We start from the raw sequence: 18,181 nt of genomic DNA, 5'->3' as shown, positions 1-18,181 counted from the left end.
CCCTGCCCTCAAGGCCTTGGGAGGGGCGCCGATGCCCGGCCGAGGCGGCCGGGCATGATAGATCGCGTTACTCGGCCGCTTCCGCCGTCCCCGGCCCGACCTTGGAATTGTGCAGGTCGACATTGAGGCCGAGCGAGCGCATTTCCTTGACCAGCACGTTGAACGATTCCGGAATACCGGCCTCGAAGGTGTCGTCGCCACGCACGATCGCCTCGTACACCTTGGTACGGCCGGCGACGTCGTCCGACTTCACGGTCAGCATCTCCTGGAGCGTGTAGGCCGCGCCGTAAGCTTCGAGCGCCCACACTTCCATTTCGCCGAAGCGCTGGCCGCCGAACTGCGCCTTGCCGCCCAGCGGCTGCTGGGTGACGAGCGAGTACGGACCGATCGAACGCGCGTGGATCTTGTCGTCGACGAGATGGTGCAGCTTGAGCATGTAGATGTAGCCCACGGTCACCTTGCGATCGAAGGCATCGCCGGTGCGGCCGTCATAGACGGTCGACTGGCCCGATGCGTCGAGACCCGCGAGCTTCAGCATCTCCTCGATGTCGGCTTCCTTGGCGCCGTCGAACACCGGCGTCGCGATCGGCACGCCGTGGCTCAGATTACGGCCGAGCTCGATCAGTTCGCCGTCGTTGAGCGACTTGATCGTCTCGTCCTCGCCGTAGACCTTCTTCAAGGTTTCCTTCAGCGGCCTGATGTCCTGCTTCGCCAGATACGCATCGACGGTCTGGCCGATGCGCTTGCCGAGCCCGGCGCAAGCCCAGCCGAGATGCGTCTCGAGGATCTGCCCGACGTTCATGCGCGAAGGCACGCCCAGCGGATTGAGCACGATGTCGGCATGCGTACCGTCCTCCAGGAACGGCATGTCCTCGATCGGCACGATCTTCGACACCACACCCTTGTTGCCGTGGCGGCCGGCCATCTTGTCGCCGGGCTGGATCTTGCGCTTCACCGCGACGAAGACCTTGACCATCTTCATCACGCCGGGCGGCAATTCGTCACCGCGCTGAAGCTTCTCGACCTTGTCGAGGAAGCGCTGCTCGAGCCCCTTCTTCGATTCGTCGTACTGCTTCCGCATGGCCTCGATCTCGGCCATCAGCTTGTCGTTCGGCGAAGCGAACAGCCACCACTGCGACTTCGGGTACTCCTCGAGCACCGCACGGGTGATCTTGGTGTCCTTCTTGAAGCCCTTCGGACCGGCGATGCCCTGCCGTCCCTCGAGCAGCTCGGCAAGACGGTTATAGACGTTGCGGTCCAGGATCGCCTGCTCGTCGTCGCGGTCCTTGGCCAGACGCTCGATCTCTTCCCGCTCGATCGCCAGCGCACGCTCGTCCTTGTCGACGCCGTGACGGTTGAACACGCGCACTTCGACGATGGTGCCCTGCACTCCCGGGGGAACGCGCAGCGAGGTGTCGCGAACGTCGGAGGCCTTTTCGCCGAAGATGGCGCGCAGAAGCTTTTCTTCCGGCGTCATCGGGCTTTCGCCCTTCGGCGTGATCTTGCCGACCAGGATGTCGCCGGCGCGGACTTCCGCGCCGATGTAGACGATACCGGCTTCGTCGAGGTTCTTCAGCGCTTCTTCCGAGACGTTCGGAATGTCGCGGGTGATTTCCTCGGGCCCGAGCTTGGTGTCGCGGGCCATCACTTCGAACTCCTCGATGTGGATCGAGGTGAAGACGTCTTCCTTCACAATCCGCTCGGAGAGCAAGATCGAGTCTTCGAAGTTGTAGCCGTTCCACGGCATGAACGCGACCAGCACGTTGCGGCCGAGCGCGAGCTCACCGAGATCGGTCGACGGACCGTCGGCGATGATGTCGCCCTTCTTGACCATGTCGCCGACCTTCACCAGCGGACGCTGGTTGATGCAGGTCGACTGGTTGGAGCGCTGGTACTTCATCAGCCGGTAGATATCGACGCCCGACTTGGTCGGATCGAGATCTTCGGTCGCACGGATGACGACGCGGGTCGCGTCGATCTGGTCGATCACGCCCGAACGGCGCGCCGCGATCGCAGCACCCGAGTCACGCGCAACGACACCTTCCATGCCGGTGCCGACGAACGGCGCTTCGGCGCGAACCAGCGGCACCGCCTGGCGCTGCATGTTCGAGCCCATCAGCGCGCGGTTGGCGTCGTCGTTCTCGAGGAACGGGATCAGCGCCGCGGCGACCGAAACGAGCTGCTTCGGCGACACGTCCATGTAGTCGACCTTGTCCGGCGTCACCGGCAAGACTTCGCCGGCGTGACGGCAGACCACGAGGTCTTCGGTGAAGCGGCCCTTCGCGTCGAGCGGCACGTTGGCCTGCGCGACCGTGTAGCGGCCCTCCTCCATCGCCGAGAGGTACACGACCTCGTCGGTGACGCGGCCGTCCTTGACCTTGCGGTAAGGCGTCTCGACGAAGCCGTACTTGTTGACGCGCGCGAAGGTGGCGAGCGAGTTGATCAGACCGATGTTCGGGCCTTCCGGCGTCTCGATCGGGCAGATACGGCCGTAATGCGTCGGATGCACGTCGCGCACCTCGAAGCCGGCGCGCTCGCGGGTCAGACCGCCCGGTCCAAGCGCCGAGAGACGACGCTTGTGGGTGATCTCCGACAGCGGGTTGGTCTGGTCCATGAACTGCGAGAGCTGCGAGGAGCCGAAGAACTCGCGCACGGCGGCAGCCGCCGGCTTCGCGTTGATCAGGTCCTGCGGCATGACCGTGTCGATGTCGACCGAGGACATGCGCTCCTTGATCGCGCGCTCCATACGCAGGAGGCCGATGCGGTACTGGTTCTCCATGAGCTCGCCGACCGAACGCACACGGCGGTTGCCAAGGTGGTCGATGTCGTCGATCTCGCCCTTGCCGTCGCGCAGATCCACCAGCGTCTTGATGACGGAGAGGATGTCTTCCTTGCGCAGCGTGCGCTGGGTGTCGGGCGCATCGAGGTCGAGACGCATGTTCATCTTGACGCGGCCGACCGCGGACAGGTCGTAGCGCTCGGCGTCGAAGAACAGCGACTGGAACATCGCCTGTGCCGAATCCAGCGTCGGCGGCTCGCCCGGACGCATCACGCGGTAGATGTCGAACAGCGCGTCCTCACGCGTCATGTTCTTGTCGGCCGCGAGCGTGTTGCGGATGTAGGCGCCGACATTGACGTGGTCGATGTCGAGCAGCGGCAGCTCCTTGTAGCCCTGCTCGTTGAGGGCCTTCATGGACTTGTCGGTGATCTCTTCACCGGCTTCCGCGTGGATCTCGCCGGTCTTGGGATTGACGAGGTCCTCGGCGAGGTAGTTGCCGACGAGCTCCTCGTCCGACAGGCGCAGCGCCTTCAGGCCCTTCTCCTGCATCTGACGCGCACCGCGCACGGTGAGCTTCTTGCCGGCCTCGAGCACGACCTTGCCGGTGTCGGCGTCGATCAAATCGTTGATGGTCGAGTAACCGCGGAAACGGTTGGCATCGAACGGAACGCGCCAGCCTTCCTTGGTCCGCTTGTAGAGGATCTTCTTGTAGAACGTACTGAGGATCGCTTCGCCGTCGAGGCCGAGCGCGAACATCAGCGAGGTCACCGGCAGCTTGCGGCGACGGTCGATACGCGCATAGACGATGTCCTTGGCGTCGAACTCGATATCGAGCCAGGAGCCGCGATACGGAATCACGCGGGCAGCGAACAGCAGCTTGCCCGAGGAATGGGTCTTGCCCTTGTCGTGGTCGAAGAACACGCCGGGCGAACGGTGCATCTGCGAGACGATGACGCGCTCGGTGCCGTTGACGATGAAGGTGCCGTTCATCGTCATGAGCGGAATGTCGCCCATGTAGACGTCCTGCTCCTTGATGTCCTTCACCGATTTCGCACCGGTTTCCTCGTCGATATCGAACACGATGAGGCGCAGCGTAACCTTGAGCGGTGCCGCGAAGGTCATGCCGCGCTGGCGGCACTCGTCGACGTCGTATTTCGGCGGCTCGAACTCGTAGCGCACGAATTCCAGCATCGAGGTGCCGGAGAAGTCCGAGATCGGAAACACCGAGCGGAACACCGCCTGCAAGCCCTCGTCCGACCGCCCGCCCTGGGGTTCGTCGACCATCAGGAACTGGTCATAGGACGCCTTCTGAACCTCGATGAGGTTCGGCATCTCGGCGACTTCCTTGATGTGTCCGAAGAACTTGCGAACGCGTTTGCGACCGGTGAATGTCTGCTGCGCCATCGTGGCCTCTCATTTCGGCGCCCGGTGTGGGCGCGCCCTCCGGAACGCAGCTGCCGCCGCTCCCCGGGTTGAATTTTTCGAACCCGTTTTGGGGACCAAAAGTCCAGTTTCAGGCCGTCATGTCCTGAATCTGTTCTTCAGACCTTCAAAACGCAAAACGACGCGCGGGGCGCATAGGCACGCCCGCCCGTCACAACGATCGTTTTCACGGACTGCAAAAGCCCGAAATAGCCTGCTCTCCCAACGGCTTCCAGGGAAATCGCATCCCTGCCCACCGCGCTTTCGTGCTGCCGACCCGATATGGGGCGACAATAGTGGAGATCCGAGGGGTACACCCTCAAATCCCCACACTTTTTCGTGTTCGGCCTGCGTCGGGATGTTCCGTCGCACGCCTTTTGCATCAGACCCGCCGCTCCATGGCTGGAAACAGCCACTGAATCTGCGGGTCGGGATCCCGGGTCGCGCTGACGCTTGCCCGGGATCTCGCTCGAGTAAGCTGCGCTTACTTGAGCTCGACCTTCGCGCCAGCCTTCTCGAGCTGGACCTTGAGCTTCTCGGCCTCGTCCTTGTTCACGCCTTCCTTGACAGGCTTCGGCGCGCCCTCGACGAGGTCCTTTGCTTCCTTCAGGCCCAGGCCGGTGATAGCGCGGACTTCCTTGATGACCTCGATCTTCTTCTCGCCGGCGGCGGCCAGAACGACCGTGAACTCGGTCTTCTCTTCCGCCGGAGCGGCGGCAGCAGCGGCAGGACCGGCAACGGCCACGGCCGCAGCGGCAGACACGCCCCACTTTTCTTCGAGGAGCTTCGCGAGTTCGGCAGCTTCGAGCACAGTGAGGCTCGAGAGGTCGTCAACGATCTTCTGCAAGTCAGCCATTGTTCTGTTTCCTTAACTAGTCTGGTTCGGGTTTGAGTTTTGCGAAGGGCGTCAGGCCGCTTCGCTCTTTGAGGCATAAGCCTGAATGACGCGCGCGAGCTTGCCCGCGGGCGCGTTTGCGAGCTGCGCAAGCTTGGTCGCCGGGGCCACGAGGAGGCCGACGATCTTGGCACGCAGTTCGTCAAGCGACGGCAGCGAGGCAAGCGCCTTCACGCCGTCGACATTCAGGACGGTCGTTCCCATCGATCCGCCAATGATGACGAACTTTTCGTTCGCCTTGGCGAACTCGACGGCGACCTTTGGCGCCGCTACCGGATCGTTCGAAGTAGCGATCACGGTCGGTCCCTTCAGCATGGGGCCGATGGCAACGACGTCAGTGCCTTCAAGAGCAATTTTGGCGAGACGGTTCTTCGAGACCTTCACCGAGGCGCCAGCCTGCTTCATCTGCGTACGCAGCTTCTGCATCTGGGCAACGGTCAGGCCGGAATATTGGGCAACGACCGCGACGCTCGTGGCCTTGAAGACCCCATTGAGCTGTTCGACCGCTTCCTTTTTTGCCGCTCGTTCCACAGCAAGCTCTTTCCGGTTGGCGGTCATCGCAAAAGCGGGACCGCCGGGTTGCACCCATCGTCCCGCCCAAACCTGAACCTCAGGGTCAAAACCCATCGGACACGCCGGGCAAGACGACAATTCAAAGCCTGCCCTCCGGGAGCCCGCTAGAGCCCACGGCGTGTCGAGGTCCGAACCAAACCCATTTCGCACCTGCCCGAAGGCGAAGCGCGACGTGAAATCCGGTCTTCACCCGTCTATGCAGGCCATGCGATTAAGCCGTTGGGAAATCGAAACTTCCCGCGGGCGCCTGCAGTCTTGGACAGGACAAGGCCAGCCGGCGAACCGCCTGACCTCTGCCCGCATCCCACCAACCGATGGCTTTCCTTCCTTTCCGGCAAATCCTTGCGGATGTCCTGAAAAGGAATGATCTCCTGTCGTGTCGGGTTTTCGGAATGCGTGCACGAACGCGCCAGCCAAGGCCGGTGCGTCCGGAGGCGGTTCTTTAACCGCTCTCGGCCTGATTGCCAAGAGCAAAATTCGCACCAGTTCCAATCGATTGGTGCCGGGGCTTGATCTTGGCCCAAAAGGACCGATTCAGGGCGTTTTGACTTCATACGGCAACGACTTGCCCTCGAAAAACGCGGTCAGGTTCGCCAGCACGCAATTCTGCATGGCAACATGCGATTCGAGGGTGTGTCCGCCGATATGCGGCGCCAGCACCACGTTGGGAAGGGCGGTCAGCGCGTCGGGCGCGTGCGGTTCTTTGTCGTAGACGTCGAGGCCGGCCCCGGCGATGACCTTGTCGCTCAGGGCCGCAACGAGTGCCTTCTCGTCGATCACCGAGCCGCGGGAGATATTGACGACATAGCCGTCCACGCCCAGACGCTTGAGGATACCGGCGTCGACGACGTGCTGGGTCTCAGGACCGGCGCGGACCGCGATCATCAGCACGCTGCACCAGTCGGCGAGCGCTTCCAGCGACGGGAAATAGTTGTACGGCAGATCGTACTTGCTGCGGCTGAAATAGCCGACCTCGCTCTCGAAAGCCGCGCAGCGCGCGGCGATCTTGCGGCCGATCTCGCCCATGCCGTAGATGCCTATGCGGCGGCCGGGCATGCCGGCCTGCGACCGCATCATCGGCGACGGTTTCGACGCAGCCCAATCGCCGCTGCGAACATACTGATCGGCGACCAGGATCCGCCGCGTCGTCGCAAGCATCAGGGTCATGGCGATGTCGGCGACCGAGGCCGCATTGGCCCCGGGGCTGTGCCCAACCGCGATGTTGCGCGCGGCGGCCGCCTTAAGGTCGATGCCATCGTAGCCGGTGCCGTAGCAGACGATGGCGCCGAGTTGTGGAAACAGGTCCATCGCCTCGGCTTCGAGCGGCGTGCCGCCAGCGGTGAGCATCGCGCGAACGCCGCCGAGTTCGTCGGCCGAAAACAGCTCCGGCGCCGGCTTGCCACCGGTGTCGAGCAGGTCGAATCGCTCCGCGAAGCGCGCCATCATCGACTTGGGAAAGCGGGAGTAGATCAGGACCTTGTCAGCCATTGTTGTTGTTTCCGGTAAACGCCGCCACAAACGATGAGGGGCGGAATCGGTTGCCCGATTCCGCCCCTCAACTCATGCAATTTCCAAACCTCAGCCGAGAATGGTGCCCGGCTCGACCTTCACGCCGGGGCCCATCGTCGAGGACACCGCAACGCGCTGGATGTAGGTCCCCTTGGAACCGGCGGGCTTGGCCTTCGAAACAGCGTCGGCCAGAGCCTTGATGTTCTGGACCAGCTTCTCCTCGGAGAACGAGGCCTTGCCGACGCCGGCCTGCAGGATGCCGGCCTTCTCGACGCGGAACTCGACCGAGCCGCCCTTGGCACCCTTGACCGCACCGGTGACGTCCATGGTCACGGTCCCGATCTTCGGGTTCGGCATCAGGCCGCGCGGGCCGAGCACCTTACCGAGACGGCCGACCAGCGGCATCATGTCGGGAGTGGCGATGCAGCGGTCGAATTCGATCGTGCCGTTCTGCACCTTCTCGACCAGGTCTTCGGCGCCGACGACGTCGGCACCCGCAGCCTTGGCCTCATCGGCCTTGGCGCCGCGGGCGAACACGCCGACGCGGAGCGTACGGCCGGTGCCGTTCGGCAGGGTCACGACGCCGCGGACCATCTGGTCGGCGTGACGCGGATCGACGCCGAGATTGATCGCGACCTCGATGGTCTCGTCGAACTTCGCTTTCGCGCGTTCCTTGACCATCTTGATGGCATCCGCGAGCGGATAAAGCTTTTCGCGGTCAACACCTTCGCGGGCTTTGTTCAAACGCTTTCCGATTGCCATGAGCCCTTACCCCGCCACTTCCAGACCCATCGAACGGGCAGAGCCCTCGACCATCTTCATGGCCGATTCGATCGAGTCGCAATTGAGATCCTTCATCTTCTTCTCGGCGATCTCGCGCACCTGCGCTTTGGTCACCGCGCCGGCCTTGTCACGGCCCGGAGCTTTCGAACCGGACTGGATCTTGGCGGCCTGCTTGAGGAAGAACGACATCGGGGGCGTCTTCATCTCGAAGGTGAACGAACGATCGGCGTAGATCGTGATCACCACCGGAATCGGGGTGTTCTTCTCTTCCTTCTGGGTCTGGGCGTTGAACGCCTTGCAGAACTCCATGATGTTGAGACCGCGCTGACCAAGCGCGGGACCGATCGGCGGCGAAGGATTCGCCGCACCGGCCGGGACCTGAAGCTTCAGGTATCCGGTCACTTTCTTTGCCATGTATCACTCCTGTTGTGCCGGCGGGGCCAGCGGTTTCAGGTTCGTGGTCTGGGTCGGATGCGGCTGGCAACCGCCCTCTCCCTCCCCACGGCCTCTTGTTGCGTGAGACCGAAGCCTCACGCCTCCGTCCGATCAGACCTTCTCGACCTGACCGAATTCCAGTTCGACCGGCGTGGCGCGGCCGAAGATCGACACCGCGACCTTCACGCGCGAGCGCGCCTCGTCGATTTCCTCGACAACGCCCGAGAACGAGGCAAACGGGCCATCGGCCACGCGCACGTTCTCGCCGATCTCGAACGACACCGACGCCTTCGGCCGTTCCACGCCCTCCTGCACCTGGTGCAGGATGCGCATGGCCTCGTTTTCCGAGATCGGCATCGGCTTGTTTTCGGCGCCGAGGAAGCCCGTCACCTTCGGCGTGTTCTTGATCAGATGAAACGCCTCGTCGGTCAGCTTCATCTTCACCAGCACGTAGCCCGGGAAGAACTTGCGCTCGGCGTCGATCTTGCGGCCGCGGCGCACTTCCGTGACCTTTTCGGTGGGCACGAGAATCTGCTCGAAAAGATCCTCAAGCCCGCGCTGCTTGGCCTGTTCGCGGATTGATTCCTGAACCTTCTTTTCGAAGTTCGAATAGGCGTGGACGATATACCAGCGCTTGTCGGACGATTGGGTTGCAGCGGCTGTTGCCATCAGTGAATGCCCAAAAGGAAAGTGATGAGGTAGCGGATGATCTGGTCGGCAGCGAAGAAGAAGACCGACGCCACGGCGACCATGATGAACACCATGATGGTGGTGATCGTCGTCTCGCGGCGGGTCGGCCAGGTGACCTTGGCGGTCTCCGAGCGCACTTCCTGCAAGAACTTGAACGGGCTGACTGCCATCGTTTGATGTCCAACGTCCGTCGACAGACGCGAATGAATTTCGGGGATCCGAACAGCCGCCGTTGGCCCAGCCCTCTGTCTCGAAGGATGAGCCGGAAACCGGGCTCGATTGTTCGGGGATTTCAAAGCCGCGCCGGATATCCGCATCTCAACGGGCCGGCTGCGAGTGCGGGGTAGATACTGCGGATGCCGCCAAAGGTCAAGATGCGAGCCGGCCGGCATGCTCGCGGCCGCGACTTGCGGACCTGATCGGGATCAATGGCTTACCCGGTCATGGTGAACCGCGGCACGAGCTTCCGGGCGTTCTGGTCGCAGGCGGCGGGGATTAGCTGGCAGGAGTGGCAGGGCTCGAACCTGCGACCCCCGGTTTTGGAGTTTGATGGTCCTAGTGACGATCGGTGCTTATCGGTATCTATGCTGTGCATAATAGCCGATTTTTGTAGACTACCATCAGTTTTCGGTGATCATGGGTAGCGATTTTTGATGTTCCCTGATGGTGCCAGCGCTACCTGTGCGCTACCGAAAGCAGCCTATGAATCTCACCGACAATGCTGTGAAGAAACTGGCTCTCGCTACCGATGATCCGGACGGTAAGATCTTTTTCGATAACTCGATCGAAAACTTCGGCGTCAGGGTCTATCGCAGCGGCAGGAAAAAGTGGGTCTACCAGTATCGGATGACCAAGGGCGGTCGCACCTACAAGTTCGAAATCGGCGACGTTGCCAAATTCAATCGCGAGCAAGCCAAGACTGAGGCTAAGATCGCAGCGGGACATGTGGCGAAGGGTGAGAACCCTATCGATCTGCGGCGGCAGGCTCAGGCCAAGCACAAAGACCACTTCGGCGAGCTTGTCGCCGAATACCTAGACGAGAAGCTGCACCCAATTAAGCAAAACAAGAAGCCGATGCGCCCTCGCTCCTATGCTGAGGTGAAGCGTCATCTGGAAGACCACTGCAGGCCGCTCTCATCTAGGGCAATTCGCACTATCACCCAGGACGATATCGCCAGCTTGTATAAGAAGATCTCGCGGAGCGCCGGCCCAGGCGCTGCCAGCCATGTGTGGTCGACCGGTCGCGCATTCATGCACTGGTGCATGGGCCGTGGGATACTCGAGAAGAACGTCTTTGCGCTCTATGACGGCGCCGCGGAAAAGGATGACAAGCCCAAGCGCACCCTCCGCGATTCAGAACTTGCCATTGTTTGGAAGGCGTGTCGCGACGATCAATTCGGTAAAATTGTAAAGCTACTTCTCCTCACCGGCGGTCGTCGCGATGAGGTTGGCCACGCAGCTACCTCAGAGATTGACCTCGCAAAAGCTGAATGGATGTTGCCCGCCGCTCGCTCGAAGAACGGCTGCGAACACATGGTCCCGCTCTCCGATCTGGCAGTAGAGCTTCTGGCCGCCGCAGTGGAAGCGCGCGAAGATTTTGTTTTCGGTCACGGCACAACGCGCGGTTTTTCGGGATGGTCAAAAGCGAAGGCGGCGCTCGACAGGCGCATCGCCGAGGCCGGGCACAAGCTCACGCCGTGGACAATTCACGATCTGAGGCGTTCGTTTGCAAACGGACTGCAGCGAATAGGAACTGAGCCGCACATCGTCGAAGCTTGCTTGAATCATCTGCCGCCGAAACTTGAGCGAACCTACCAGACCTACCTCTACGCCGACGAGAAGCGCATAGCACTCGACCGTTGGGCTAAGCATCTGGACAGGATCGTGACCGAGCAGCCCGCGGAGGCCGCGGCATGAGCGAGCGGTGGCTTTCCCCCGATGAAGCTATGGAATTGGTTCGAACCCGCGCCGGGGGCAGCGTTGGGCGCTCCCAAAAAATACTGCGAGATGCTAAGGCGTCCGGTGAAGTTCGCTTCAGAACAAGCCCAGATCGATCTGTGCTGCTGATGGCCGACGACGGCATTGTCGGCATGAACATGCGGCCCGGTGCGCAGTTAAAGGCTGGCATCGACGCAGATGGTAATAAAACTTCTTACGATCTGACGCCCGTACCCGCTCGATCGACCATAAGCGAGGACGATCTGCTCGACTGGCTAGGTCGACAGCCCGGGACGTCGCAGGCAGGCCCAAAGGCGAAGGGGGCCGGCGTCCCAAGGCCGATTGGGATGCCGTTGAGCTCGCTTTGCGAGAGGAAGTCGGGCGGCGCGGGCCGCCAACGGACGAAAATGATGATCCTGGCTGGCGCCGGCAGGCTGACGTTGAGCGCTGGGTGGCAGAGTTGCTCGACCATCGCAATGAGTCGCTCGGCGAGGCGCGCATTCGCGAGCAAGTTCCTCGCCTGCTCAAATCGATTGAGGCCGGCAACTAGATAGCGGCCTTTACCAGCCCTTGCCGTCCGACGATTCGCCGACAGGGCCGTACCCCATCGTCATCGATAACCGCAAATCGGTGACGGAAATGCAGATTTCTACGCACGACAACATCGCAGTTCGCGACCCCTATTTTGGGACGGCGGGCGCAGCCAGCTATTACGGCTACTCGGAAAGCCATTTCCGCGTTTTGGTGCGCACCGGCAAGGTGCCCCGCCCCACCCGCATCAACGGCAAGCTCCTGTGGCGCCAGTCGCTGCTCGACGCCCACATGCGCCAGCTCGAGGTTGAGCAGGGCGTCGTTCCCGCAGCCTCCTAAAACGACACAGCCCGCGCGCGAGGTCTTCGCACACGGACCGTGGGAACGTTTCAGCTTGCCGACCACCACATCGACGCTGTTGTCGTAATCGTTCCCGCAGTCGTTCGCAAGGCCCGCCCGCCGAAAGGCACCTCATGGGCGCGACCCTACGTCCCCACCAAGAGCGAGCTATTCGCGAAATCCGCCTTGCCATCAAGGAAGGCGAACGCCGAATTATGCTGATGGCACCGACCGGTGCAGGCAAGACCAAGACTGCGGCCGAGCTGATCTTGGAGGCGCTCGCTGCAGGTTGGCGCATTATCTTCATCGTCCCCGCTATTGAGCTCATCAACCAGACGGTGCAGCGCTTCTACGCCGACGGCATTCGCGATCTCGGTGTCATCCAGGCAGATCACCACCTTACGAATTACAGCCGGCCGGTCCAGGTCGCGAGCGTGCAGACGTTGGCGCGCCGCAAGCACATACAAGATTTCGATCTCGTCATCATCGACGAGGCACACCAGCAATTCGAGTTCATCAAGGATTGGCTGGCGCGACCCGACATGGCGAACATCCCGGTCGTCGGCCTCTCGGCGACGCCGTGGTCGAAGGGGCTGGGCAAGATCTACAACAAGCTGATCATTGCGGCGACTACGCAGGACTTGATCGACGCCGGCTACCTCTCGCGCTTCCGCGTGTTTGCCCCCTCCTCGCCCGACCTGACCGGCGTGCGCACACAGGCGGGGGACTATCAACAGGACGACCTGTCGAAGGCGATGGACAAGTCGGCACTCGTCGCGGACGTCGTCGACACCTGGATGGAGCGCGGGCGTGGCCGGCCGACGCTGTGCTTCGCCGTCGATCGGGCGCACGCGAAAAACCTACAGCAAAAGTTCGTCGCCGCTGGCGTCGTCGCGGAATACATCGACTGCAACACCCCGGCGTTGGAACGCCAGGCTATCGCAAAGCGGTTTCACGCCGGAGAGGTTGAGATCGTCTGCAACGTCGGCGTCTTGGTGGTTGGCGTCGATTGGGACGTTCGCGCCATCATCCTCGCCCGGCCAACCAAGTCCGAGATGTTGTTCGTCCAGATGATCGGTCGCGGCCTGCGTACGGCCGACGGCAAAGATGACTGCTTGATCCTCGACCACAGCGACAATCACCTTCGCCTCGGCTTTGTCACCGACATCCACCACGACAAGCTCGACGACGGCAGGGAGCGCCAGAAGGCGGAGCCGAAGGCGAAGGAGGTGCTGCCGAAGAAGTGCCCGAAGTGTACGTTCCTGAAGCCGCCGAAGACCCCGAATTGCCCGGCTTGCGGCTTCAAGCCCGAACCGAAGTGCGATGTCGTCAGCAAGGACGGCGAGCTCGTCGAGTTCAGATCACGCAGTGCTGTAAAATCGGCTGAGCAGCAGGAGCAGTTCAGGTTCTACAGCGAACTTAGGTCGATCGCGCAGGAGCGCGGTTACAAGGACGGTTGGGCGGCTCAGCAGTACAAGGTCAAGTTCGGCCACTTCCCGCCATGGAACTGGAACAACCATCCGACCCTCGCGGCATCTGCAGCAACCCGCTCGTGGGTTAAGTCGCGGCAGATCGCTTTTGCGAAGGCGAAGGGGTCGTCGTCATGGCGGTGACCTACAACAACACGCCGCTGCACGAGCGCGCCCGCGGGCGCTGGACCTCCATCTTGCCGGCCCTCGGCATCCACAAAAGCTATCTCAGCGGAAAAAACGGACCCTGCCCTCTTTGCCCAGGCGGCCGCGATCGCTGGAGGTTCGACAACAAGCGCGGCGACGGCACGTGGATTTGTTCGCAATGCGGGGCCGGCCAGGGGATCACCCTCGCACTGCGCTTCACCGGCCAGCCCTTCAAGGAACTTGCCACGCGGATTGAGCGCATCCTGGGAGAAGCGCCGCTCGAGCAGATCGCCACCGAGCGGTCGGCAGCGGAGCAGCGCGCGGCCCTCAATAAGCTTTGGCAGGCAAGCCGGCCAGTACAGCCGGGCGACCCCGCCGACATGTGGATGATTGGACGCGGGCTTCATGTAGGCACCTACCCCAGACCCCTCCGCACCGCGCTCAGGGTGCGCCACAGCGGCCCGCCCGTGTCGTGGCATCCCGGCATGCTAGCCATGGTCACGGACGCATCAGGCCGGCCGGCAACCATCCATCGGACCTACATCACCAGCGACGGCAAGAAGGCCCCGGTCGACAAGGTCAGGATGTTCTGCCCGGGCATGGTCCCCGCCGGCGGCGCGGTGCGGCTGGTCGCGCCCGCTGACGAGATGGGCGTCGCCGAGGGTATCGAGACCGCCTTTGCGGCCATGCAGTTGTTTTCGGTCCCGACCTGGGCGGCACTGAGCGATGGCGGTGTGGAAAAGTTCGAGCCACCGGCCGAGGTCCGCCGCCTGGTGATCTTCGGCGACCACGACCTCAACGGCGCCGGCCAGCGCGCCGCCTATGCCCTCGCCGCGCGGCTCGCCGGACGAGTTGTAGTAGATGTGCGGATCCCGGATCGCGTCGGCACCGACTGGAACGACGCGCTCCGCGGATGACCCGCCCCGCCCCGCACATCGTCAAGGCGAAGCTGCACGAGATAGACGTGCGGAACGCCAGCGACCGGCGCAAGCGCGACCGGGAGCCTTTCAGTGTGGCCGCGGCACGCCCAAACGAGATCCAACGCATTCTCGCGGACCGATACGGTCGTGAGCTGCCCGACGATGATGCCGGCCGGGACGACGCCTTCGTCATGGTGAATGCATTGGCATGGCGGCCGAACGCCCAACGGCGAATTCCGTCCTGGCTGTCTCTCTGGGCACCATGGATGCCCGCCGACGAGGTGCAGGCCCTTACTGCCAAGCTCATCGCCAAGCCTTACAGATGGGGCCCTGATACCATAGGCAAGCGTCTGAACCTGATGGACGTCGACCGGACCCGGTTGAAGATCACCACGATCGGTGGCGTAGACGTAGGGAAGGCCGAACGTCTGGCCCGCCGCAAGCAGCGCGCTCGGCAGCGTGAGGAGCAACGCCGACGTGCCAATGGTTCCAAGACACGCGCCGAGTACGAAGCTCAATCGGTGAGCCGCAGCAAGCCATGGGAAGCCCTCGGCATGAGCCGTGCTCGCTGGTATCGCCTGGGCAAGCCGGCCGCTGAGACAAGTCCATGCGCAGCGTAAGGGTCTCTGTATACGCTGCTCACGGAGTTGTCTCACACCGAGCTAGCCGATCGAGGTCTTTGCCGAGGTGGAAGTCTTGGGTCTAGAACAAACTCAATCTGACCCACACACACGTAACCGCGAGATCCGGCTTCGCTCTCCGGCTTGTCGCTCAGCCCTCGGCAAAGGCTCGCATTTCGCTGAAGCCGGCAATGATAACCAGTTATCACCGTTATCAGTAGACCATCAGTCTTGTGGACAGGTGCCGCTTTGCAGCCAATTGCAATGCATGTCAATTGCTTCAATGGTTTACTGTGGTGTAAGCTCTGCCAGCGCTGATTTGCTCGCCAATCGGTAGCGCACAGGTAGCACCGGAAGCCATGGGAAGATCACGGCCAGGTATCGAGCCGATGGAGCGGCGAACCATTTCACGCGCGCGCTCTCTCATGAACCGAACAACTCTTGGAAGCAGACGCGCGAGACGATCGTTGGCGCGGCCGCCAAGCATGGCGATGGCCGATAGATCGATGATTTCAACGAAAAAGACCGGGGTGGTACGGGGGGTGGGGGAAGATCGAACCACTGTCTGTATTACCGACCTCCCCATTCTCTTTCGCGGCTCCCCCAAAAAACCTGTTGCCGAAGCGCCACTGAAAATTTTGGCGGCGGCTTTCAAAAAATCCGGTCCGGCATTGCAATCGACTGCGTTGGCCAGCCGCAATGGGTGAGCAGCTGGACCTCCTCGAGGAAATCATCGGGCAGAGCGCGTTCACGTCGAACGAGGGCACGCGCGGCGAACAGCGGTGGCGCGCCGGTGCACTCAGCGTGCCGCCGCAGTTCGAGCGCGCGAAGGCTGCAAGAGCGGCGCCAGTTCAGGCGGAGTTCACACCACCTCCAGCAAATGCCAGCGCACCAGCGGCCGCTCCGGCAGGCCCCGGAGAGCCTCCGGCGGTGCCGCGTGTCGTCACGACGCCGGACGAACTGCTCGACTTGATCCGCCGGCGCCGTGACGCCCTTTCCCTGACGCACGAATCGATCGACCACCTGACCGGTTGGGCGTCTGGCTATGCCAGCAAGGTCCTCTCGCCGGAGCCGCTGAGGCGGCTGGGGCCGCAGTCGCTCAGCTTGATCCTCGGCGCGCTCGCGCTCGGCATCGCGAGAGTTGAGTTTGTCGAAGATCCCGAAATAGCGGCGCGCATGCGGTCGCGCTGGGTCCCGCGCCTTCGTCCCAAGATGCGGCCGCGGCGAACACGTGGTGCGTTGCTGGAGATGGCCGCCGAACGCAATGTAGGCGCTTCGAATTCGGAGAAGTGAAGATGAAGCAGTTTGACGAGCAGATCGTGCTGCGGGTGGAGAAGGACGACCGGCAAGCGCTGGAGCGGCTTGCGGCGGCACAGCATCGGAAACTGGCGAACTATTTGCGCTGCCTGGTCAAGGATCACCTCGAGGCGGCAAAGCAGTCCAATGCGATGGTGGCCTAGCATGGCGATTCTGTCGCGGAAGCCGCCCTCCTCGCCCCAGATGCCCCCGCGCCTGGAAACGTCACCGGAGCGTCGAGCGCCCGATGGGCTCCGTGCTCCTCTGGCGCGGAAGAAGCTCGACGAGGCGATCGCCGCCCTCGCCGCTCTTGATACCCACGTCGCCGCGCTCGCGCTCGACCACATTGAAGGCGGACCAGATGCGGAGAAGACCCTCGCCGAACACCGTATTGCGCTCTCCGCGGCTGAGCTGCGCGTGTCCGAACTGACGCGCGCGCTTGCCCTGGCAGAGCGGCTTGATCGGCAGGCGGCCGCCGCGGGCGCGGCGCAGATGCGTGACGAGCAGCTGTCGGCATTTCGCAAGGCAATGGAGGTGCGAGGCAAGAAAATGGCCCGCGCACTGGAATTGCTCGGCCAGGCCGCTGCCGAATACGGCGGGTTTGCCGAAGCGACCCTCACGGCACAGATAGCGGTGCCCACCGGGACCACCATCCCGCAAATGGCAATTGGCCCTGAAGGAGCCTATGGCCCTGCGTTCGGTCCGGCCTCCCGCCTGCTGCTGGCGGAACTGTGGCGGCTCGCTCCAGAGCGCAAGGACGGCCTCGGAAGGATCGTGATGGAGTTCGCCAAGCCCACCTCGGAATTAGTGCGGATGAAGCCGGAAGCAGTCCCGCCGGGCGCCGACGAATTACGGCTTGCCGATCAGGCGATCCTCAGCAGCCTCGAGGAGCAGGTCCAACGGTTGAACGAGCGCGACATGGCTGCAGCCAATGCCCAACGGGAGGCCGCGTAATGACCGACTTCAAGGGCATGACGAAAGAGACCTGCCCCGCCGGCTGCAATGCCGAGCGCTGCGTCATCACCGAGATGCCGTACTGCGCCCATCCCCTCATGTGCGGTGTTCAGAAAGCCCTGAAAACGCCCGCCGTGCTCGCGCGCTATGCCGACGCTTGCAAGGCCATCGGCGTGAGGAACATTCACGAGGTGCCAAATGACTGAGCCAGTTGTTCCGACGCCGGCCTTGCCGGCGACCCCCGCCGAAGCGGTGACCCGCCTCGACCAATTGAAATCTGACCCCAAATGGCGGGATGGGTTTCTGGCCGGCGGCCCCGCCCAAGTCCGCGAGTTTCAGGATCTGCACGAAATTGCGGCCAAGGCGGACGATGTAGGCGCCGCAATGGCCGGCGTTCTGCCGGAGATGTCGTCGTCCGATTTGAGGGCAATGGTTGGCACCGCGAGTTTGCTGAAGGATGCCGGCTTCACGCCGCTCTCGATCCAGGAAACGCTGGAAGGCCGCCCGGCGAGCCAGGCCGAGATCGACATGGCAACGAAATGGAAAGCCGATCACATGAGCAACCCCGACTGGGTGAAGCGCCTGATGAGTGGCGATGTCGAGGCGAAGCGTCATTTGCTCGTCGCGAACGTGATCTTGTCGTCCCCACTGAAAACGGAGCAAGCCTAATGCGATACCAGTGCCAATTTGAACACCGCACCACGGGCGAATGCAGAACGGTCGTTGCATCGCTCAGTTCAGAGGAATGCCGATCGATTGAGAGCCTGCGCCGGCACAAGGGGTGCGAAACTGCCGACGTCACCGCGGAGGCCTACGCGCTGCGAAAAGCATATTCGGAGGTGCCCGCTGGCTTTCTGCACAGCGAGCCACCGAAGCAAGTC

19 protein-coding genes are annotated in these 18,181 nt (G+C 62.6%); 11 read left to right on the top strand and 8 right to left on the bottom strand.

The genetic code is table 11. The features are described 5' to 3' along the window. Positions 1–67: 67 nt before the first annotated feature. The 8 genes from rpoB to secE form a co-directional block, all read right to left on the bottom strand. Complete coding sequence (rpoB, locus tag AB8Z38_RS03160; protein WP_369723097.1) at positions 68–4,183, bottom strand: DNA-directed RNA polymerase subunit beta; 4,116 nt, start codon at positions 4,181–4,183, stop codon at positions 68–70. Between the two features lie 502 nt (positions 4,184–4,685). Then, positions 4,686–5,057: a 50S ribosomal protein L7/L12 gene (gene rplL, locus AB8Z38_RS03155; RefSeq protein WP_148750326.1), complete on the bottom strand. Its 372-nt coding sequence runs from the start codon at positions 5,055–5,057 to the stop codon at positions 4,686–4,688. Between the two features lie 51 nt (positions 5,058–5,108). Further along, positions 5,109–5,627, bottom strand: coding sequence for a 50S ribosomal protein L10 (gene rplJ / locus AB8Z38_RS03150; RefSeq protein WP_369723096.1), 519 nt, complete (start codon positions 5,625–5,627; stop codon positions 5,109–5,111). 576 nt (positions 5,628–6,203) lie between these two features. Next, on the bottom strand, positions 6,204–7,157 hold the full coding sequence (locus AB8Z38_RS03145; RefSeq protein WP_369723095.1) for a 2-hydroxyacid dehydrogenase: 954 nt from the start codon (positions 7,155–7,157) through the stop codon (positions 6,204–6,206). Positions 7,158–7,247: 90 nt separating this feature from the next. After that, positions 7,248–7,940 (bottom strand): 50S ribosomal protein L1, encoded by a 693-nt coding sequence (gene rplA / locus AB8Z38_RS03140; RefSeq protein WP_369723094.1) that lies wholly within the window; start codon positions 7,938–7,940, stop codon positions 7,248–7,250. 6 nt (positions 7,941–7,946) lie between these two features. Beyond that, positions 7,947–8,375 carry a 50S ribosomal protein L11 gene (gene rplK / locus AB8Z38_RS03135; RefSeq protein ID WP_007602986.1) on the bottom strand — a complete coding sequence of 143 codons (429 nt, stop codon included), beginning with the start codon at positions 8,373–8,375 and terminating at the stop codon, positions 7,947–7,949. Between the two features lie 132 nt (positions 8,376–8,507). Continuing rightward, positions 8,508–9,065 carry a transcription termination/antitermination protein NusG gene (nusG, locus tag AB8Z38_RS03130; RefSeq protein ID WP_369723093.1) on the bottom strand — a complete coding sequence of 186 codons (558 nt, stop codon included), beginning with the start codon at positions 9,063–9,065 and terminating at the stop codon, positions 8,508–8,510. Continuing rightward, entirely contained in the window at positions 9,065–9,256 is a 192-nt protein-coding gene (gene secE / locus AB8Z38_RS03125; RefSeq protein ID WP_369723092.1) for a preprotein translocase subunit SecE, read from the bottom strand. Before secE ends, nusG begins: the two co-directional genes overlap by 1 nt. A gap of 532 nt (positions 9,257–9,788) precedes the next feature. Here secE and AB8Z38_RS03120 point away from each other — a divergent pair. The 11 genes from AB8Z38_RS03120 to AB8Z38_RS03070 all read left to right on the top strand — a co-directional run bounded on the left by AB8Z38_RS03120 (position 9,789) and on the right by AB8Z38_RS03070 (position 17,969). Then, positions 9,789–11,003, top strand: coding sequence for a tyrosine-type recombinase/integrase (locus AB8Z38_RS03120; protein WP_369723091.1), 1,215 nt, complete (start codon positions 9,789–9,791; stop codon positions 11,001–11,003). A 660-nt stretch (positions 11,004–11,663) separates the two neighbouring features. Then, complete coding sequence (locus AB8Z38_RS03115) at positions 11,664–11,894, top strand: helix-turn-helix transcriptional regulator (RefSeq protein WP_369723090.1); 231 nt, start codon at positions 11,664–11,666, stop codon at positions 11,892–11,894. 134 nt (positions 11,895–12,028) lie between these two features. Continuing rightward, complete coding sequence (locus tag AB8Z38_RS03110) at positions 12,029–13,507, top strand: DEAD/DEAH box helicase (protein WP_369723089.1); 1,479 nt, start codon at positions 12,029–12,031, stop codon at positions 13,505–13,507. Next, positions 13,498–14,427 (top strand): toprim domain-containing protein, encoded by a 930-nt coding sequence (locus AB8Z38_RS03105; protein ID WP_369723088.1) that lies wholly within the window; start codon positions 13,498–13,500, stop codon positions 14,425–14,427. The genes AB8Z38_RS03110 and AB8Z38_RS03105 overlap by 10 nt, the downstream gene beginning before the upstream one ends. Then, positions 14,424–15,050: a hypothetical protein gene (locus AB8Z38_RS03100; RefSeq protein WP_369723087.1), complete on the top strand. Its 627-nt coding sequence runs from the start codon at positions 14,424–14,426 to the stop codon at positions 15,048–15,050. Before AB8Z38_RS03105 ends, AB8Z38_RS03100 begins: the two co-directional genes overlap by 4 nt. 485 nt (positions 15,051–15,535) lie before the next feature. Further along, entirely contained in the window at positions 15,536–15,757 is a 222-nt protein-coding gene (locus AB8Z38_RS03095) for a hypothetical protein (RefSeq protein ID WP_369723086.1), read from the top strand. Then, entirely contained in the window at positions 15,750–16,343 is a 594-nt protein-coding gene (locus AB8Z38_RS03090; protein WP_369723085.1) for a hypothetical protein, read from the top strand. The genes AB8Z38_RS03095 and AB8Z38_RS03090 overlap by 8 nt, the downstream gene beginning before the upstream one ends. Positions 16,344–16,345: 2 nt before the next feature. Then, on the top strand, positions 16,346–16,510 hold the full coding sequence (locus AB8Z38_RS03085; RefSeq protein ID WP_369723084.1) for a hypothetical protein: 165 nt from the start codon (positions 16,346–16,348) through the stop codon (positions 16,508–16,510). Position 16,511: 1 nt separating this feature from the next. Next, positions 16,512–17,300, top strand: a complete 789-nt coding sequence (locus AB8Z38_RS03080; protein ID WP_369723083.1) for a hypothetical protein — start codon at positions 16,512–16,514, stop codon at positions 17,298–17,300. Then, on the top strand, positions 17,300–17,506 hold the full coding sequence (locus AB8Z38_RS03075) for a hypothetical protein (protein WP_369723082.1): 207 nt from the start codon (positions 17,300–17,302) through the stop codon (positions 17,504–17,506). Before AB8Z38_RS03080 ends, AB8Z38_RS03075 begins: the two co-directional genes overlap by 1 nt. Continuing rightward, positions 17,499–17,969 carry a hypothetical protein gene (locus AB8Z38_RS03070; RefSeq protein ID WP_369723081.1) on the top strand — a complete coding sequence of 157 codons (471 nt, stop codon included), beginning with the start codon at positions 17,499–17,501 and terminating at the stop codon, positions 17,967–17,969. Before AB8Z38_RS03075 ends, AB8Z38_RS03070 begins: the two co-directional genes overlap by 8 nt. Positions 17,970–18,181 lie beyond the last annotated feature (212 nt).

It is taken from the genome of Bradyrhizobium sp. LLZ17, from assembly GCF_041200145.1.
In the GTDB taxonomy this organism is placed as follows: domain Bacteria; phylum Pseudomonadota; class Alphaproteobacteria; order Rhizobiales; family Xanthobacteraceae; genus Bradyrhizobium.
This window is presented reverse-complemented; position numbering and strand designations above follow the sequence as displayed.

Coding starts and splice junctions, on each gene's coding strand:
- AB8Z38_RS03090 (WP_369723085.1), top strand. CDS start 15,750: ATGGGTGAGCAGCTGGACCTCCTCGAGGAAATCATCGGGCAGAGCGCG.
- rpoB (WP_369723097.1), bottom strand. CDS start 4,183: ATGGCGCAGCAGACATTCACCGGTCGCAAACGCGTTCGCAAGTTCTTC.
- AB8Z38_RS03115 (WP_369723090.1), top strand. CDS start 11,664: ATGCAGATTTCTACGCACGACAACATCGCAGTTCGCGACCCCTATTTT.
- AB8Z38_RS03105 (WP_369723088.1), top strand. CDS start 13,498: ATGGCGGTGACCTACAACAACACGCCGCTGCACGAGCGCGCCCGCGGG.
- AB8Z38_RS03120 (WP_369723091.1), top strand. CDS start 9,789: ATGAATCTCACCGACAATGCTGTGAAGAAACTGGCTCTCGCTACCGAT.
- rplK (WP_007602986.1), bottom strand. CDS start 8,375: ATGGCAAAGAAAGTGACCGGATACCTGAAGCTTCAGGTCCCGGCCGGT.
- AB8Z38_RS03075 (WP_369723082.1), top strand. CDS start 17,300: ATGACCGACTTCAAGGGCATGACGAAAGAGACCTGCCCCGCCGGCTGC.
- nusG (WP_369723093.1), bottom strand. CDS start 9,065: ATGGCAACAGCCGCTGCAACCCAATCGTCCGACAAGCGCTGGTATATC.
- AB8Z38_RS03070 (WP_369723081.1), top strand. CDS start 17,499: ATGACTGAGCCAGTTGTTCCGACGCCGGCCTTGCCGGCGACCCCCGCC.
- rplA (WP_369723094.1), bottom strand. CDS start 7,940: ATGGCAATCGGAAAGCGTTTGAACAAAGCCCGCGAAGGTGTTGACCGC.
- AB8Z38_RS03095 (WP_369723086.1), top strand. CDS start 15,536: ATGGCGATGGCCGATAGATCGATGATTTCAACGAAAAAGACCGGGGTG.
- AB8Z38_RS03100 (WP_369723087.1), top strand. CDS start 14,424: ATGACCCGCCCCGCCCCGCACATCGTCAAGGCGAAGCTGCACGAGATA.
- AB8Z38_RS03145 (WP_369723095.1), bottom strand. CDS start 7,157: ATGGCTGACAAGGTCCTGATCTACTCCCGCTTTCCCAAGTCGATGATG.
- AB8Z38_RS03085 (WP_369723084.1), top strand. CDS start 16,346: ATGAAGCAGTTTGACGAGCAGATCGTGCTGCGGGTGGAGAAGGACGAC.
- AB8Z38_RS03110 (WP_369723089.1), top strand. CDS start 12,029: ATGGGCGCGACCCTACGTCCCCACCAAGAGCGAGCTATTCGCGAAATC.
- rplL (WP_148750326.1), bottom strand. CDS start 5,057: ATGGCTGACTTGCAGAAGATCGTTGACGACCTCTCGAGCCTCACTGTG.
- AB8Z38_RS03080 (WP_369723083.1), top strand. CDS start 16,512: ATGGCGATTCTGTCGCGGAAGCCGCCCTCCTCGCCCCAGATGCCCCCG.
- secE (WP_369723092.1), bottom strand. CDS start 9,256: ATGGCAGTCAGCCCGTTCAAGTTCTTGCAGGAAGTGCGCTCGGAGACC.